General features: G+C 69.4%; 7 protein-coding genes and 1 pseudogene. All 8 read left to right on the top strand.

What is annotated here, in order from left to right; translation table 11 throughout:
* A pseudogene (locus tag FJV41_RS22110) lies at window positions 1–1,988 on the top strand (AAA family ATPase); the annotation flags it as partial.
* Between the two features lie 72 nt (window positions 1,989–2,060).
* Window positions 2,061–5,309: a carboxypeptidase regulatory-like domain-containing protein gene (locus tag FJV41_RS22105; RefSeq protein ID WP_141644514.1), complete on the top strand. Its 3,249-nt coding sequence runs from the start codon at window positions 2,061–2,063 to the stop codon at window positions 5,307–5,309.
* A gap of 123 nt (window positions 5,310–5,432) precedes the next feature.
* Complete coding sequence (locus FJV41_RS22100) at window positions 5,433–8,678, top strand: carboxypeptidase-like regulatory domain-containing protein (protein WP_141644513.1); 3,246 nt, start codon at window positions 5,433–5,435, stop codon at window positions 8,676–8,678.
* 237 nt (window positions 8,679–8,915) lie between these two features.
* Complete coding sequence (locus FJV41_RS22095; protein ID WP_141644512.1) at window positions 8,916–10,472, top strand: cyclic nucleotide-binding domain-containing protein; 1,557 nt, start codon at window positions 8,916–8,918, stop codon at window positions 10,470–10,472.
* A gap of 111 nt (window positions 10,473–10,583) precedes the next feature.
* On the top strand, window positions 10,584–11,270 hold the full coding sequence (locus tag FJV41_RS22090; RefSeq protein ID WP_141644511.1) for a lysophospholipid acyltransferase family protein: 687 nt from the start codon (window positions 10,584–10,586) through the stop codon (window positions 11,268–11,270).
* 59 nt (window positions 11,271–11,329) lie between these two features.
* On the top strand, window positions 11,330–14,674 hold the full coding sequence (locus FJV41_RS22085) for a carboxypeptidase-like regulatory domain-containing protein (protein ID WP_141644510.1): 3,345 nt from the start codon (window positions 11,330–11,332) through the stop codon (window positions 14,672–14,674).
* Between the two features lie 54 nt (window positions 14,675–14,728).
* Window positions 14,729–15,547: a phospholipid scramblase-related protein gene (locus FJV41_RS22080; RefSeq protein ID WP_141644509.1), complete on the top strand. Its 819-nt coding sequence runs from the start codon at window positions 14,729–14,731 to the stop codon at window positions 15,545–15,547.
* 109 nt (window positions 15,548–15,656) lie between these two features.
* Complete coding sequence (locus FJV41_RS22075) at window positions 15,657–18,386, top strand: hypothetical protein (protein ID WP_141644508.1); 2,730 nt, start codon at window positions 15,657–15,659, stop codon at window positions 18,384–18,386.
* Window positions 18,387–18,425: the final 39 nt, after the last annotated feature.

The following is an 18,425-nucleotide window of genomic DNA, read 5'->3' as shown; positions in this document are numbered from 1 at the left end:
CGGTGGTGGGGGTGCTGGGGCTCGTCGGTGGGCTGTTGCTGACGGGACTGCTGGAGCTGGCGCGGCGGCGCGTGGAGTCCGGGCGGGATGCGGAGCGTGGAGCGTGGGAAGCACGACAGCAGGAGCGGAAACAGGAGGAGGAGCGACAGCGGGTGGAGGTCTCGGGGCTCGTGGCTCGCGAGGAGTTGATGCGGCGGGAGTTGCTCGCCTCCGCGACGGAGGCGGGGTTGTCTCCGGCGGCGACGCTCGCGGACATGACGGCACACGAGACCGCGCTGGTGGAGGCGCTGGAGCAGGCAGGGCGCCGGGAATCGCTGTCACGCGAGCGGGACACGCTGCGCGCCACGCATGACGTGGCCCTGCGGGAAGAGCGGCGGACAGGTGAGGCGCTGAGCGGGCACGAGGCGCGGCACGCGTCGCTGAGCAATGAGCTCGCCGCGTGTCTGTCGTCACGACGTTTCCCGGCCGGACTTCCCGCGCAGGCGGCGCTGGCCCTGTGGCGCGATGCCTCGGCGCTCCGGCAGCGCTGGCAGGACATGGTGGCGGACGAGGCGGCGCTGTCCGCCGACGAAGCAGCCTGCGCGGACGTGGTCTCTCGACTGCGAGTGCTCGCGGCGGAAGTGGCGCAGGGCTCGCAAAGAAGACTCCACACTCCCGAGGAGCCGCGAGTTCAGGAGCACGACCTCCCGCACGTGGCGACCGAGAGCACGGCCAGGACAACGTCGACGACGGAGAACCGACCCGCCGCGTTGGTGGAAACCATCTCCGCATCCATCGGAGCGCAGCGAGTCTCAAGTACATCGTCGGTGATGGAGGACGGACCCGCCGCATTGGGGGGAGGCATCCCCACATCCATCGGAGCGCAGCGAGTCTCAAGTCCATCGTCGTCGACGGAGAACAGCACCGCCCATCTAGGCACGCCGCTGGCACCAATCTCCTCGCGCGAAGCCCCCGAGTCTCTGACGTCTGGCTCCATGGACCTGCTGGTCATGCGCGTGAGCGCGGCCCTCGAAGCGGCACGCGAACAGGAGACGGAGCGGCGCACGGTGGAGGAGCGCCGTCGCGAGCTGCGCGAAGAGAAGGCGCGACTCGACGAACTGTGTCGCACCGAGGAGGCCACTCTCGCGGCGCTGCTCACCGAGGGCGGAGGCGGTGACGAGGAGACCTTCCGTCGACGAGCCGTACAGGCACGCCGGTACGCGGAGCTCACCAGTCGCGCTCGCGAGCTGGCCCACCGCATCGAGGCACGCACGGGCCTGTCCGACACAGAGGCCCGCGAGGCCCTGCGCACCCTGGGCGGGGAAGAAGGTCTGCGCACGGTGTTGAGCCAACTGCGCGCACGGCACACCGAGGCCCAGGAGAAATCGAAAGCGGTGCTCACCGAGCAGGGCGCCACCCAGAACCAGCTCGAACAGTGGGAGAACGACGACCTGCTCGCGCGCCTTCGCATCCAGGAGGAGACCTTGCGCGCGAAGGTGGCGGAGCTCGCCTCGCGCTACGCGGAGGACAAACTGGCGCTGGCCCTGCTGGGTCGCGCGCGACGGCGCTTCGAGGAGGAGCAACAGCCGCGCGTGGTGCAGCTCGCGTCGGAGCACTTCGCCCTGCTGACAGAGGGCCGCTACCGCCGCGTGTTCATCCCCGCGGGTGACGAGCATGAACTGCGCGTGAGCGACGGCGAGAGGGACTGGGACGCTGCCCAGCTCTCACGCGGCACTCGTGAGCAGCTCTACCTCGCTTTCCGTCTCGCCGTAGTGCGCGACTTCGGAGAGACACGAGGCGCCCTGCCGCTCATCGTGGACGACGTGCTGGTGAACTTCGACCCCGGCCGGGCCCGAAGCGCCATCCACCTCCTCGCCCGCATCGCCGAGCACCAGCAGGTGATTGCCTTCACCTGCCACCCCTGGCTGCGCGAGCTGTTCGACGCCGAGGGCGCCCATACGCAAACCCTGGAGTCTCGAGACTCCGCCGCCGCGCTCCGAGCCGGCTGAATCGAGCCCCCGGGCCTCGGCGCCCCGGGGTACTCCACTGCTACATTCGCGAACGTGGCGAACGGACGAGACATGAGGAAGTCGCGACGGGTGGCGCTCACCCTCGCGGTGCTCACGCTGCTGGGCGCGCTGTCGGTGCCACTCCTCCTGAAGTCCGAGGATGCGCCCACCCCACACCAAACACCCGCGCCACGAAAGAGCACGGGCCTCATCCTGCCCGCGCCCGCGCCACGGGCCGAAGGCTCCCTGCGCATCCAAGGTGTCGTGCACGGAGACCAGGGCCCCCTCGCGGGAGTCCGCATCACCGCCACCCGCTCCGAAGCACATCAGACGCTCTCCGAGCTGACGTGTGAGGAAGTGCTGCCCCACCGTCGCGGAGACCGTCGGGAATTCACCCTGTGCTTCTACACGGAACCCGCCACCACGCTGGAGCTGCTCCTCTCCCGCCAGGGAGAAGCGCCCCTGTACGCGGAGACCGTCACGGACGAAGACGGCCGCTTCACCCTCGAACAGCTCCCCGAGGGAGCGTTCACCCTCTGGGCCATCGACCCGCGAGGTGCGCGGCTGCAACCGGGAGTCCTCGCGGGAACGGAGGGACTCCAGCTCCGGCTCGAAGGGGGCGTGTTCCTGGAGGGCACGGTCATCGACGAGGCCCTCGCGGCCCTGCCCCAGGTCCAGGTGATGGCCGTGCATCAAGGCTTCACCCGCTTCTTCGACGTGGAGACGGACGCGGACGGGCGCTTTCGCATCGGCCCGCTCCCCGCCGGAGACTACGCCCTCGCCTTCACAAGAGACGGCTGGATTCCGGACCTCAAGGGCTCCTGGTTCGCCGAGTCCGTGAAGCTCCTGCGTCCCCGCCGCCTCGTCGGTCGAGTGACGAAACAGGGCGCCCCCGTCCCCCAGGCCACAGTCCAACTGCGAGACATCACCCTCAACGAGCGGGGCATCATGCCCCCAGGGTCCGCGAAGCAGCAGACCACGGACGCCCAGGGACGCTTCACCTTCGAGCCGCTCGCCTCGCATCACATCCAGCTCGACGCCACCCAGGGCGAGCACCACGGCAGGGCCCTGGTCGACATGAAGACCCACGACACCCAGAAAGAGGTCGTCGTGGAGCTGGGCCCCGGAGCCATGCTGGAAGGCACCGTGACGGACGAAGCCGGAGCCGCCATCGAAGGCGTGCGCCTCCTCATCCAGGAACGTCGAGCACAGCGCCAGTCCGTGGAGACCACCACGGACGCCATGGGCCACTACCGGCTCGGCCCGCTGTCCCTCGCGCCCCATGAACTGGAGCTCACCTCCCCTCGACACTTTCCCACCGGCGAATCCTTCGCGGAGCTGAGTCCTGGCACGAAGCGGCTCGACTTCACGCTGCGCACCCCGCTCTGGGTCGACGGGGTCCTCGTCGATGAAGCAGGGAGCCCCGTCCCGGACGTGTACGTCACCGTCGACAATCCTCCTTCCGAGGACACCGACGACACGCTCCTCCTCGCGCCCTACGAGGCCCGGTCGGATGAGCAGGGCCGGTTCCACCTGAACTTCCCCACGCCGGGGTCCTTCCTCCTGAAGCTCCTCGACGAGCCTCGCTTCCGGATGGAAGAACTCCAGGTCCAGGCCCCGGACACGAAGGTCCGCTGGGTCTTGAAGCGAGGAGCCACTGTCTCCGGCACCGTCTTCGACGAGCTGGAAACGCCCATGCCTGGGCTCCTCGTGCGCCTGTCGACCGAGCCGCCCGAAGAAGGCTCGACGAGCAGCCCGTGGCCCGAGGTGCTGAGCGAGACCCGGACGGACACGCGAGGCCACTATGCATTCGGGGGCATGAAGCCAGGACGGTACGTGCTCGAAGCCGTCCACGAATCCGGCGCAGTGGAGCGCTTCGTCACCCGACACCTGGAGCTGGGAGCGCGGCAGGAGGCCCACGTGGACCTGCGCCTCGAGGCGGGCTGGACGCTGTCAGGCACCGTGGTGGACACCCAAGGACAACCGCTCTCCGGCGCCGACGTCCTCATCCAGTCTCCGCCGGACTCCACTCCCAAGTGGCGCGTGGGCCATCGCCACCACGCCGCGGACCCCGTCACGCGCACCCGGTCAGACGGACACTTCACGCTGCGAAACCTGCCGAGCCAGGACGTGGAACTGAGCGTGACGAAGCAGTCCTTCCGCCTCGCGCCTCACCTGTCCACCGGCGGCAGACCCGGGCTCGACTCACTGCATGCCCATGAGGGCGGACCGCCTGTCCGCCTCGTCATGTCGCGACGGGCCCGCATCCACGGGCGCGTGGTGGGCCCGGACGGCAAGCCCCTCACGCGCTTCCAGCTCATGAGAGAGGACGTGGAGCATCCCCAAGGCGAGTTCTCGCTGGACGTGGGGAGCGCGGGCTCGTGGCCCGTCATCCTTAAGGCCGAGGGCCTGGCGCCGGTATTCCGTCAGGTCGAGGTGCCTCACGACACGGCGGTGGTGGACCTGGGCGAGCTTCGGATGAGCACGGGACGCAAGGTGGCCGGACGTGTACTGGACGCGGAGACCTCCGCCCCGGTGGAGGGCGCTCTGCTCGTCCCCGACGTGGAACACTTCGACAGCGTGACGCTCCACCCCTACACATACTGGACCCAGGCGTACACCGCGAAGGATGGAAGCTTCTCCATCGCTCGCGTGGACGAGCGCTCCTCCGCACTGAACGTCCGGGCCCGCGGCTATCTCTCCAGGAAACTGAACCTGGCCCCAGGTTCCCAGGAAGACCTCACGGTGCGCCTGGAGAAGGGCGCGCGGGTGGAGTTCTCCGTCCTGGACGCGCGGGGTCAGCCCACGAGCGCAACCGTCTTCCTGGACCGTGAAGGCAGGGAGTCGTCCCCCTACACCATCGAGGTCCCCGCCGAGGGACTCTTCGTCATGCGAGACCTCGCGCCAGGCGCCTACTGGATGCACGCCGCTGCTGGCGAAGGGAGGCTGGAAAGCTACGACTCGCGGCGCGTCCAGATTCCCGCGAGCGGCGGAGTCTCCATCATGCTGAAGGCGCGGTCCGAAGGCGCCACCCTGGAGCTGCGCGTGCGCAGCCCACCGCGCTTCACCCTGGTGCTCGTCTCCGGCGAAGACTCCTGGTCGCGCGAGGGCTACGACTTCTCGCGACTGCGCGAACGTTCCCTTCCTCATGAAGTCAGCAAGGAGGGAACGATGACCTTCCGGAACCTCCCCTCCGGAAAGCTGACACTCATCCTGATCTCCAACGACTGGCGGGGCAGCTATCGAGAGGTCATCGACATTCCCGAAGCGGGCACGGTGGTGCGCGACGTGACGCCCGTCTGGCAGGCCATCCGGCGGTAGGCGCCCCGCATACGCGCACGTCTCGCGATAAAGTCATCACCGCGCGAACCAAATCCCAGCCCAGGTGTCAGTGCTCCGGACACAGCCGCGGCTGCATTCGCGGGCGTGGCGAGCGGAGGCGGCATGCGGGTGCAGCGACGGGTGATGGTCGCAATCGGAGTTCTCGTGCTGGCGGGCATCCTGGGTGGGCTTCTTCCCCAAAAGCCCGAAGCGCCTACAGCCACCCAGCGAGCACTCGCGCCTCGAACGGGAACGGGCTTCGTGCTCCCGCCTCCCGCGCCACGTCCCAAAGGCACGCTGAGCATCCAGGGCGTCGTGCTCGGAGATGAAGGCCCGCTCGCCGGAGTCCGCGTCACGGCCACGCATCCCGAGGCAGGTCAAACACTCTCCGAGCTGACCTGTGAGCAGGTGCTGCCTCACCGTCGCGGAGACCGTGACCGATTTCCGCTGTGTTTCCTCACGGACCCGGGCCCCACCCTGGAGCTGCTCCTCTCGCGCCAGGGAGAAGCTCCCATGTACGCGGAGACCTTTACCGCGGAGGACGGTCGCTTCATCCTCGACAACCTCCCCGAGGGAGATTTCACACTCTGGGCCATCGGCTCGCGAGAAGCGCGTCTGCAACCGGATGTCCCAGCGGGAACACAGGGGCTCCGGCTCCGGCTCGAGGAAGGCGTGTTCCTGGAGGGACAGGTCATCGACGAGGACCTCGCGCCCCTGGCCCAGGTCCAGGTGACCGTCGTGCATCAGGGTTCCACGCGTTTCTTCGACGGGGAAACGGACGCCGGCGGGCGCTATCGCATCGGGCCCCTCCCCATCGGAGACGATTATGTCCTCGCCTTCGCCAAGGACGGCTGGCTTCCCGCCCTTGAAGACCCGCGGATGGAGATGCGCGTGAAACTCCTGCGGCCCCGACGCGTCGTCGGCCGCGTGATGCTCCAGGGAGCCCCTGTCCCCAACGCGACAGTCCTTCTGCGGGACCTCACCAGCACGGGGCATGGTCCTGGGACCGAAGACACCACGGACGCCCAGGGACGCTTCGCCTTCGAGGCACTCCCCTCGCATCTGTTCCAGCTCGATGCCAGCCGGGACGAGTTCCACGCCAGGACCCAGGTCGACGTGATGACCCACGCCCCCGCGTCCGAGGTCATCCTGGAGTTGAATCGCGCGACCCTCCTGGAGGGGACCGTGTGCGACGAGTCTGGAGCCTTCATCGAGGGCGCCACCATCACCCTCCTGGAGCGTGCCAGGCTCCAGTGGCGCACGGAGGTCACCACGGATGCCACGGGCCACTACCGGCTCGGCCCGCTGCCCCCCATCCCCCACGACCTCGACGTCACCGCTCCTCGCCATTTTCGAGCCAGGGCATCCCTCCAGAAGCTGGCCCCCGGCACGCAGCGGCTCGACTTCACCCTGCGCACTCCACTCTGGGTCGACGGGGTCCTCGTCGATGAAGCAGGTCGGCCCGTGCCAGGCGCGCTCATCACGGTCGACAACCCTCGTTTCTCCAAGACCGACGACGCACGACGCCTCGCGCCCTACGAGGCCTTGTCGGATGAGCAGGGCCGTTTCCACCTGAACTTCCCCGAGTCAGGAACCTTCCTCCTGAAGCTCACGAAGGACCCTCTCTTCCGGCAGGAAGAACTCCAGGTCCGGGCCCCGGATGCGGAGGTCCACTGGGTCTTGAAACGGGGAGCCACGGTCTCCGGCACGGTCTTCGATGAGCTGGACACGCCCATGCCCGGGCTCCCCGTGCGCTTGTTGGCCGTGCCTCCCAAGGAAGACCTGGCGAGCAATCCATGGATGGACAACGCGGTGAGCAAGACCTGGACGGACTCGCAAGGCCGCTATGCGTTCGGGGGATTGAAGCGGGGTCGGTTCATGCTCGAAGCCGCCCACGAATCCGGAGCCGTGGAGCGCTTCGCCACCCAGCCCCTGGAACTGCGCGACCAACAAGAGGCCCACGTGGATTTGCGCCTCGCGGCCGGCTGGACGTTGTCCGGCCGAGTCGAGGACCTCGGGGGACAACCCCTCTCTGGTGCCGGGGTCTTCATCCATGAGCCTCCTGATGCCACCCCCACGTGGCGAGCGGGCCATTACCGCTCGTCCAGGGACCCCTTCACTCGCACCCAGTCAGATGGTCGCTTCACGCTACGGAATCTGCCGAACCGGGAGGTGGAGCTGAGCGTGACGAAGGAGGCCTTTCACCTCGTGCCCGCCCTTTCCACGGGAGGCCAGCCCGGCCTGGATTCACTTCATGCCCAAGAGGGAGGACCGCCTGTCCGCCTGGTCATGTCGCGACAGGGACGCATCCACGGACGCGTGGCCGGTCCCGACGGCAAGCCCCTCACCCGCTTCCAACTCGGGGGTCGCACCGTGGAGCATCCCCGCGGCGAGTTCTCCCTGAACGTGGAGCGCGCGGGCTCATGGACTGTCGTGCTCCGGGCGAAAAACCTGGCGCCCGTGGTCCGCGAGGTCGAGGTGCATCACGACACGGAGGTGGTGGACCTGGGCGAGGTCCGGATGAGCCCAGGACGCAGGGTGGCCGGACACGTGCTGGATGCGGAGACCTCCGCTCCGGTGGCGCGCGCCATGCTCTTCATCAACCCGGAGGCATTGCACGGAGATCCGCTGGAGCCTCACTGGACCCAGGAGCTCACGCCTCCGGATGGTTCCTTCTCCATCCCTCACGTGGACGAGCGCTCCACCACGCTGGATGTCATGGCCGAAGGGTACCCCACGAAGCGGCTGACGCTCGCCCCGGGCCCCCAGGAAGGCCTCACGGTGCTCCTCGAAAAAGGCGCCCGGGTGGAGGTCTCCGTCCTGGACGCACGGGGCCAGCCCGCGCGGGCTTCCGTCTTCCTGGACCGCGAAGACAGGGGCCTGTCCCGAACGAGGGTCGAAGTCTCACCAGACGGTCCGAGCGTCGTCGTGCGAGACCTCCCGCCAGGCGACTACCAGGCGCGAGCCAGCCCCCATCCAGGGAGTTTCGAGACCTACGCGCCCCAACACGTCCAGATTCCCTCGAGCGGCGACGTTTCCGTCACCTTGAAGGCCCGCTCCGCGGGCGCCACCCTGGAGCTGCGCGTGAACGGCCCTGCTCGCCGCGTGACGGCCCTGCTCGCGGGCGAGGTCCCTCACTCGGTCTTGAACCACCAGGACGCCGAACTGCCTGAACGCTCGCTACCTCACGAAGTCAGCGAGAATGGAACAATGACCTTCCGGAGCCTTCCGCCGGGCAAGGCGACGCTCTTCCTCGTGACGAACGACCGGAGGGGCATCTATCGCGAGGTCATCGACATTCCCGAGGCGGGCACGGTGGTGCGCGACGTGACGCCCGTCTGGACGCCCCACAAGGACACGCGGCCATGAGGCGGCCCCAGCACATGCGCCCGCGCGCCCTGCTCCACCCGGCACGGCCTGGACGCGAGCAAGACCTTCGTACAAGGGCTCGCATCATCTTCGAACGCGCGCGCGTGCCCTGAAACGCGGTCGACGTTGAGGACTCGGCATCCACCCCTGGTGGGCATCCTCGCTCGTCATGTCCGGACTTACTTGGCAACGGCGCCGCGCAGGCCCGCTGCCAGAAGAACGGAGAACCGCTCCACCATGTCCCGCATTGCGAGCACCGAGGTCGTCATCCCCCAGTCCCTGTCCGCCGAGCAGCGACGACACCTGACGGACGCGCTCTACGCCGTGCATCAAGAAATCTTCGAGGGCGTCACGAAAGAGGGCTTCGCCAGGTACGTGGTGGAATCCACCGCCGAGCACACCTGGATTCAGCTCCACCGCAACGAAGAGGGCGCGCTCGTCGGCTACTTCGCGTTGCACGTCTTCGAGAAGCAGTTGGGCGGCGTGACGACGGCGGTGTTCCGCGCGGAAGCCGGCTCGCTGCGCGCGTACCGGGGCGGCAACACCAACACACGCTTCGGGCTGTTCCACATGCTGAAGTACCTGCTGCGTCACCCGGGCCGCCCCGCGTACTACCTGGGCGCGCTGGTCCACCCCTCCAGCTACGCCCTGTTCGCCAAGTACTGCACCGAGCTGTGGCCTCGCCGCGAGCAGCCCATTCCCTCCCCACTGCGCGCCTTCCTCGACGAGCTCGGCTCGGAGTTCGGGCTCGCCCGCGTGGACCCGACGAACCCGCTCTTGCGCCAAGTGGGCTGGTGCACCCGTGACTCCGAGGTGGAGCGCGACTACTGGCGACAGTGCGACAAGCTCTCCGCGCGCTACTTCATCGAAGCCAACCCCGGCTACGCGCAGGGGCACGGACTGTTGACGCTCGCTCCGGTGACTCGGGCCAACATCGTCGGTGTGCTGCGCGTCATGTGCGGGCGCGGTCTGCGCAAGCCCGTGGAGACGGCGATGAAGTGGGCGTACCGGCTGCCAGGAGGCTCCCGCCTGCTGCGCGGGAAGGTGGCGCGGCAGCTCAAGTCGTCGCCGCTCTTCGCCCACTTCGACACGCGCGCACTGAAGGCGCTCGCCGCGCGGGCCCAGATACAGGAGCTGCCCGCGGGCCACGATGTCTTCCGCCAGGGTGAAGTGAGCGACGAGCTGTACCTGCTCGCGCGGGGCGCGGCGTACGTGCTCGCCCGGAACGGCGCCGATGAAGACCTGGTGAATCAGCTCGGCAGCGGCACGGTGTTCGGGGAACTCTCCACGCTCGTGGGAGGTCGGCGCTCGGCGACGGTGCGCACGGCGGCGACCTCCACCGTGGTGCGGATTCCGGGCGCCGCGCTGCGTCTGCTGTTGGAGCAGGACGCGGGCCTGTGCAGGAAGGTCTGGGGCACCCTGGCGGAGCGCCTCTTCGACGACATGCTGCGGGGGCAGCGCCGCTATGCGCACCTGGGCCGGAAGGAGCGACGCGCGTGGCTGCTGCGCGGAGAGGAGCATGTCCTCGCGCCAGGACAGCAGCTGCTGATGGCGCCGGGCTCCCATCTGTTCATGGTGGCGGGCGCGGTGGAGCTGACCCACGCGCCGCCCCGGCTGACGGCGCGAGGCGCCCTGTTCCTGGAAGTGGAGCGGCCGCTGCCCCTGGTGGCACTCGAAGCCACGCGGCTCGTCGTGCTGCCACGACTGGCGTCATCGGAGTATCAGCTCGCTTCTGATTTTCCGACGCACCTGCCGCTCCCCGCCGCGCCAGTGGCCATCCACGTGCGGGCGTGACACCTCGCCCAACTCCCTTGCCCTCCGCTCGCGGGCCTGTGGCACACTGCGGGCGCCATTCGACTCCTGTTCTCCATCCTCTTCTGGACGTTCCTCGCGCTCTCCAGCCTGGTGCTCTTCCTGGGTGCCATCGTGGTGTGGGCTGTCACCACGCCGTTCGACCGCAACGGCCGGGTGCTGCACCTGTACTCGTGCTTCTGGGCGCAGCTGTATTTCTACGTCAACCCGCTGTGGCACCTGCGGGTGGACGGCCGCGAGCACCTGCCGTGGCACGGGCCCGCCGTGCTCGTGTCCAACCACGAGTCGCTCGGCGACATCCTCGTCCTCTTCGGCCTGTACCGCCCCTTCAAGTGGGTCTCCAAGCAGGCCAACTTCCGGCTGCCGCTCATCGGCTGGAACATGAGCCTCAACCGCTACGTGCCCCTGGTGCGCGGCGACAAGCCGAGCATCATCAAGATGATGCGGCTGAGTGAGCGCTGGCTGGAGCGCGGCGTCCCCATCCTCATGTTCCCGGAGGGCACGCGCTCCGCGGACGGCCAGCTCAAGCCCTTCAAGGATGGCGCCTTCGCGCTCGCCCTGAAGATGCGCTGCCCCATCATCCCCATCGTCCTCACCGGCACGGCGCGCGTGCTGCCCAAGCATGGACTGGTGATGCAGACCTCCGCCCACTGCCACGTCCAGGTCATGCCCCCAGTGGACGTCAGCGGCTTCGACGACGTCGCCGTCCTGCGCGACCACGTCCGGGACCTCATCGTCGCGGAGAAGGCCCGCCTGGAGTCGCTCCCCGCTCGCGCCTGAGCCCCCGGCGACTTCGCCCCGAGCGCCCTGCTAGCGTGGGCCCCCGACGGGAGGGGACCATGCGAAGGCCAGCCGTGGTGGCGCTCATGCTCGGGGTGATTGGCCTGAGCTCGGTCATCGCCGTCGTCACCTTCCGCGCCCCCGACGACGGCGACGCCACGCCCACCGTCTCCAGGCCCTCCTCCCGGGAGCTGCCCGGCCCCAGCGAACCCACGCCTCCGCCGCGCGGCTCGCTGTCCCTCCGAGGCCGCGTGCTCACCGAGGACGGAGCACCCGCCCAGGGGGTGGAGGTCTCCGCGTCGCGGGCCCTGCCCGGCGAGTCCCTGTCCGGCCTCCCCTGCGGCAAGGATGTCGAGACGCCCCTGTCCTCCTCCGCCTGCGAGGACCCGAGGGCCCTGCATGACTTGCGAGGACTCATCGACGAAGGCCGGGGCACGGCCCCCCTGCTGACGCGCGCCACCACGGCCCAGGACGGCACCTTCGTGCTGGAGGGACTGCCCGAGGGCAGCGTCGCGCTGTGGGCCGTGGGGCCCCAGGGCTCCGCGCTGGAGCTGGACGTGGAGACCCACGCGCAGGACGTGGAGCTGGTCCTCCAGCCGAGCGCCGTGTTCTCCAGCCGCGTCGTGGACGAGGCCGTGAGGCCCGTGGTGGATGCCAGCGTGACGCTGTTCCACGCCGAGCACTCGCGCTACTTCGAGACCCGCACCGACGCGGAGGGCCGCTTCCGCATCGGACCGCTGCCCGAGGGCGACTACGCGCTGGTCGTCTCCAGTCCGGGGTTCTTGACCGCGCACCAGACGAACCTCGTTCCGGAGGAGCTTTCGGCCGAGGACCTGGTGCTGCACCGGCCCCGGCGCATCCTGGGTCAGGTGCTCCTGGACGAACGTCCCGTCCCGGGGGTCCAGGTCCGCGCCCACGATTCCGACTACGAGCCCGAGAGCGACGCCGAGGACCCCCTCACCTCAATCACAGACGCGGACGGGCGCTTCATCCTGGAGGACATGGCGCCGGGCAGCTACGTGCTACGGGCGCGGCGGGGCGACCAGCAGGGAGAGACGGAGACCACGCTCGCGGAGGAGCAAGCCGACGTGGAGGTGACGCTGCATCTGGGCACCGTCGTCAAGGTGGTGGGCCAGGTGCGCGACGAGGCGGGACAGCCCATCCCGGACGCGCTGGTGACGCTGAACACCCACGGCGACGTGTCCACGAGCACCGATGTCACGACGGAGGCGGATGGGCGCTTCGTGTTCAATTCGGCGACGCTGGGCCACAACGACTTCACGGTGTCCGCCGTGGGCCACCAGTTCCTCTCGGTGAGCGACGTGGTGGTGACGGCGACGCCGGCGCCCCTGGACTTCACCCTGAAGCGCGCGTTCGTCATGGAGGGGCTCGTCACCGACACGGAGGGCAACCCGCTGACGGAGGCGGAGGTCATCGCCATGCCGTCGCGCCACGACTCGAAGCTCCGGCGCGACGGCACGCCCGCCTCCTTCGAGGCAGGGGACGTGGACGACCCCTTCAACAACGCGGAGAGCGTCTACACGTCGACTGACGAGAATGGGCGCTTCGTGCACAACCTGGCCGAGCCGGGACTCCACCGCCTCAAGGCGCAGGCCCTGGGCTTCCTGGACACGGAGTGGCAGCAGGCCCCGGTGCCCTCCCAGGACGTGCGCCTGGTCATGAAACGCGGTGCGAGTGTGGAGGGCACCGTGGAGACCACCGACGGCGCTCCGCTGCCCGCCATCCAGGTCTCCCTGGTGGAAGACGGCAAGGACTCCGCCGCCACCACCGAGGCCGTGACCGACGCGCGGGGCGCCTTCAGCCTGCGGGGAATGGCTCCGGGCCGGTACTCCCTCCGGGCCATCCGCAACCGGGGCGGCCCGCCCCGCGCCTCGCTCTCCGTCGTGCTCGTGGGCGCGGAGACGAAGACGGTGACGCTGCGACTGGAGCCGGGGCTGTCGCTGTCGGGGCTCGTCGTGGACGAAGCCGGCAAGCCGATGCCCGGCGCGGAGATTCACGCCTACGTCCCCAGCGAGGATGGCGCTCGCCCGCGCTTCTTCCACCACGGCCGCTCTCCCTTCCATGGCGCCTCCAGCGCCATCACGGATGAGCAGGGCCGCTTCACGCTCGAACACCTGTCGCCGACCCCGTGCAGGCTCAGCGTCAGGAAGGAGGGCTATCAGCTGATAGCGGAGCCGCTTCAGGGAGACGAGTCGGCCCGCTCGCGAACTCCCCAGGTCATCGCGGCGGCCGGGTCGACGAACGTGAAGCTGGTGCTGCGCTATCAGGGGGGCATCCGGGGCCGGCTGGTGCGCGAGGACCGCACGCCCATCACCCGCTTCGAGGTCAACGAGGAGTTCTTTCGCGAGCCGGACGGCACCTTCCACATCCCCGTGGAGGAGCCGGGCCGCACGTGGTTGACGCTGGAGGCGCCGGGCCTCGCGCGCGTGCTGCGGGAGGTCCACGTGGAGCCGGGCCAGGACACGGACCTGGGTGACGTGGTCCTCAAGGCGGGGCGTCGGCTGCGCGGCCGGGTGCTGGACGCGGCGACGTCCGCACCGGTGGTCGGCGTGGAAGTGCAGGCGTACCTCCCCCTCACCCCGTCCGTGGGGGAGGAGGACCCCGAGGAGCAATCCCTGGCGCACGCGCGCACCGCCGCCGATGGCGCCTTCGAGCTGCCTCCCACGGAGTCGGGCACCTCCTTCCGCCTGGAGGCCTCCCATCCGGACTACCTGCCACTGAGCCGGCAGGTGGGCCCGGGAGAGACGACGCTGGAGCTGCGCGTGTCCACGGGCGCCCGGCTGGATGGCACGGTGAAGGACCGCGAGGGCCGGCCCGTGAGCACCTTCCTCTACCTGCATCCCCTGTCTCCGGCTGGCGCGGAGGCCGTCATGTTGGAGGAGGACAGCGGCGACTTCCACGCGACGGGACTGGCGCCCGGGGAATACACCCTCATCGCCCGGGAGACGACGACGCAGCAGGGAGACACCGTCCGCTTCATGCCCCTGCGCGTGAAGCTGGGGCCGGGCGAGCGCAAGGTGATCCACCTCCAGGAGCTGGACGGCGGCGCCACGCTGAAGCTGCGACCTTCGCCCCTCGCCACCAACCCGACGCATGCCGTGACGGTCCTCCGCTACCACCTGTTCGCCGGCACCGTGCTGGCCCCAAGCACGTGGGAAGAGCTGGAGCACCTCGCGGAGACGCTGGGGATTCCCACCGCGTCGGACACCACCTCCACGTTCGAGCACCTGCCCGCGGGCCGCTACACCTACGTCCTGATGGGCAGGAACCACCTGGCCCCGCACTGGGTGATACACCGCGCGGAGGTGGACCTCCCCGCGCAGGGGGTCGTCACGCCGGACATCCAGCCCACCTGGCTTCCCCTGTCGAGCAGCGACCCCTGAGGTCCGAAGCGCCCCGTTTGCATCCCGCGAGGGCGCCACTTAAGGCTCCGCGACATGGGCAACAAGCCTTGGGCGGGAAACGACGCGGAGCTGGAGCTGGACTGGGGCGCGCGCGCGCCGCGTCCCAAGGCCGACGAGCAGGGTGTTCCCCAAGAAGACCCGCCCCAGGAGATGCTCGCCGGAAAGGGCCCTCCGGGAGACCCGCGCTACATGAGCGTGGAGCTGCGCCTGTCATTGGAGGCCGTGCTGACGGCGGCCCAGGTGCGCATGCGCCAGTTCCGGGAGGCGCTCGAAATCCTCATCGGCTGGGAGGGGAAGAACCGCTACGAGGTCTGCGACGCGGAGGGCCGCAACACCGTGTACGTGGGCGAGACGGGCGATGGCTGGGCGTCACAGCTCCTGCGCAACTTCTGGCCCTTCTACCGCGCGCGGCTGGAGTGCATGACGGTGGGCGGCACGCTGGCCCTGGCGGTGGAGCTGCCCTGGCACATCTTCTTCGCGCGAGCGGAGGTGATGGCCTGGGATGACCGGCCCATGGGCACCATCGTCCAGCGCTTCCGCTTCTTCAGCCGCCGGTTCGACATCCTCTCGCCCGCGGGCGTGGTGATGGCCACCGTGGAAGGGCCCTTCTTCAAACCCTGGACGTTCCGCATCCTCCAGCGAGGCGAAGAGGTCGCCGTCATCCGCAAGCGGTGGAGCGGACTCTTGCAGGAGACCTTCAGCGACGCGGACAACTTCAGCCTGGACTTCCAGCCCGCGTGCAACGACGGCAGGCTGCGTCAAATGGTGCTGGCCGCCGCGCTGCTCGTGGACCTGACGTACTTCGACAACCGGAAGAGCAGCTCCGGCGGGGGCGTGGACCTGGGCTCGTAACCGGGCGCCAGGCTCGGTGGCCCTCGCGGAACAGCCGAAACCGAGAACTCCCGGACCCCAGCGCTCCCCCGCTGTCCAGGCAGTCGGCTTGTGGTAAGTCCCCAGGCCCATGTCGACGAGCGATGCGCTGAACGCAGCAGACCTCGAGCGGTTGGCCCAGGCGGAGTCGCCGGACCTGGCCGATGCCGTGCTCGCCCTCCTCGAGCAGTCGGAGCCGGAGCCCGAGGAAGGAAAGGCCCCGCCCAAGGACGCCTTCACCTTCGAGAAGCTGCTGCGCTCGCTCTCCCAGGCACAGGCCCGGTACAGCTCCGAGAGCCGCCGCGAGGCCTCCTCCGAGGCGTGGCAGCGCTTCAAGGCGCAGAAGGACGTGCCCCAGCCCGCGCGGCTCGCGCTGGCGGATCTGCTCGTCTCGCTCTACGCGAAGAACACCGACGCCTCGCGCGCCATCATCCTGGAGCTGGCGCGCAAGGCGGACTTGAAGTTCGGCCTGTGGGGCGGCCTCAAGCGCATCTACAAGCTGGCCGAGGCCAACCACGACGCGGAGCTGTTCGGCGTGCTCGCCTGGCGCTTCGACGTGGAGCGCCGCCAGTCGTACCGGCACGAGGTCTCCGGCGGCACGCTCCAGTACCTGCGCCGCCGCGCGTGGCGCTACCTGCGCCACCTGGGCGCCGCCGTCCCGGAGCTGTACCCGCAGTTCGCCGTGGAGGTGCTGCGTCACTACGACGAGGACACGTCCTGGCACTCCGTCTGGGTGGCCCACCACATCTGGGCCACTGAAAGCGGCAACTACACCGCCAGCGCCTTCCCCATCCAGCCGCCGAACGACACGCTGAAGCACCGCGCGTTCCCCGACGCGTGGAAGCGCTCGCCGGACGCGCTGATGCGGCTGCTCGACACGTGTCTGTCGGACCCGGCCGCCCGCTTCGCCATCCAGGGCCTGCGCAAGGACTTCCCGGAGGCGCTGCGCAAGGTGACGCCCGCGTGGTTGGACAGGCTCGCCCGCCGGCCGCTGGGCAGCGCGCACGACTTCCTCGTGGAGACGCTGCAGGGCTCGCCGGAGTTCCACCAGGGCAAGCTGCGCGCGCTGGGCCTGCACGAAGCCGTGCTCGCGTTGCTCTTGTCTCCCAGTGGCAAGGCGCGCACGTACGCGATTGAGTACGCGCGGGCGCACGCGCAGGACCTGGCGGCGGACCGGCTGGCGGAGCTGGTGGCCCAGGGCGAAAGCGACGTGAAGTCGTTCGCCGCGGCGGTGCTGGAGAAGCGCAACCCGCGCGAGCTGGGGCTGGAGCTGCTGGGGCGGCTGTTGTCGTACAAGTCCACGGCGGCCTTCGCGGCCAAGTCCCTGGAGCAGTCGTTCGACCGCGCGGAGCTGACGTCGGGCTTCCTGCGGGACATGTACCTGGGCACCTCCGAGCAGCTCAACTGGGCCAAGGGCTTCGTCTCCTCCAAGTACGCCGCTGGCGAGATGCCGGTGGCCTTCTGGAAGGAGCTGCTCGAGGACCCGCGCCTGAAGAAGAAGCGCTACCCGGTGGAGGGGTTGGTGGTGAAGGCGCTGTCGGCCTACACGCCCGCGGTCATCGGTCCGGAGTGGATGCTGGATAAGGCGGCGAACCCGAACTTCGGCGACCAGATGGCGACGTGGCTGAAGCGCGCGGACAGCCTGCCCGGGCTGGACGTGGAGAAGGTGAAGGGGCTGGTCTTCAGCGCGAAGCACCGGGAAGTGGCGCTGGCCATCCTGGGCAACCGCAAGCTGTTCACCGCGCGGCAGCTCACGGTGCCCTGGCTGCTGGCGCTGGCGCGCCGGGCGGACCCGACGCTGCACGACTTCGCCCACCGCTACCTGCTGGAGTACGTGGTGCCGGCGGACTTCAGCGACACGGGTGACGCGGCGGCGGGCCTGGAGCGCCTGTTCGAGCTGGCGCTGGGGGCAAAGCAGCCGGTGCCCGTGCGCACGTTCGCCCAGACGTACCTGCGCTGCCACCACCCGGTCATCGGCCCGGAGCAGCCGGAGTCGAAGTCGTACGAGCTCAAGCCGAAGGCGCCTCGCAAGGCGTACACGCCGGAGAAGCTGTGGCCCGCGCTGTTCGACGCGCGCGACGACGTGCGCCGCTTCGGCCTGGCCATCACCCGCGCGGAGCTGCGCGCCTGGGGCTGGCACACGCGGGTGTACGAGCTGGCCGAGGCCGAGGCGAAGGAGATTCGCAACCTGGCCTATGATGCGCTGTTGCGCGCGGGCGAGGACGGCGCGGACGCTCGCTACGTGCTGCACCCGGAGGAACTGGACGCCGTGAAGGTCTTCTCCCTCACGGAGAGCACCAAGCGCAGCACGCGCGAGGTCGCCGTGGAGCTCATCCGCCGGCACTACGCGCGGCTGGGCGGCGCGGAGCGGCTCGCGTGGTTGATGCAGAGCGCGGACCGTGAAGTGGGCCTGTTCGCCGTGCGCCTGCTCTGGGAGAAGCACCGTCCCACGCACCTGCCGGAGGGCTGGAAGCCGGCGGGCGCGAAGGAGGCTCCGTCGGCGGGTGGCGGCGAGAGGTTCGCGGACGTCGCGGCGCTGCGGGACTTCCTGCGCAAGATGCTCTTCGGTCTGCCTCCGGGCCGGGCGAAGGAAGCGCGCGAGGGCGAAGTGCAGAAGCGCCTGTCGGCCAGCGTCGCCAAGCGCCGCGTGATTGAGCTGGTGAGGGACCTGGGCCTGGATGACGAGAACTTCGCCCGCGTCGTGTCGCCCGTGCTGGGGGAGTTCACCGGCTCGATGGCGAAGGGTGAATGGCAGAGCTGTCTCGCATCCCTGGTCCAGCTGCGCACGGCGCATCCGAGCGCGCAGCTCGGGGGCCTCTGAGCCTCGCGTCACTCGCCTCCAACGAGTTTCGAAAGAACA

It is taken from the genome of Myxococcus llanfairpwllgwyngyllgogerychwyrndrobwllllantysiliogogogochensis (assembly GCF_006636215.1).
Classification (GTDB): Bacteria; Myxococcota; Myxococcia; order Myxococcales; family Myxococcaceae; genus Myxococcus; species Myxococcus llanfairpwllgwyngyllgogerychwyrndrobwllllantysiliogogogochensis.
Note: the sequence above shows the minus strand (reverse complement) of the source record. Positions and strands in the feature narration are given on the sequence as shown.

Bases quoted from the DNA above. Each gene is read 5' to 3' on its own strand.
- FJV41_RS22085 (WP_141644510.1), top strand. From the start codon at position 11,330: ATGCGAAGGCCAGCCGTGGTGGCGCTCATGCTCGGGGTGATTGGCCTG.
- FJV41_RS22075 (WP_141644508.1), top strand. From the start codon at position 15,657: ATGTCGACGAGCGATGCGCTGAACGCAGCAGACCTCGAGCGGTTGGCC.
- FJV41_RS22095 (WP_141644512.1), top strand. From the start codon at position 8,916: ATGTCCCGCATTGCGAGCACCGAGGTCGTCATCCCCCAGTCCCTGTCC.
- FJV41_RS22080 (WP_141644509.1), top strand. From the start codon at position 14,729: ATGGGCAACAAGCCTTGGGCGGGAAACGACGCGGAGCTGGAGCTGGAC.
- FJV41_RS22100 (WP_141644513.1), top strand. From the start codon at position 5,433: ATGCGGGTGCAGCGACGGGTGATGGTCGCAATCGGAGTTCTCGTGCTG.
- FJV41_RS22105 (WP_141644514.1), top strand. From the start codon at position 2,061: ATGAGGAAGTCGCGACGGGTGGCGCTCACCCTCGCGGTGCTCACGCTG.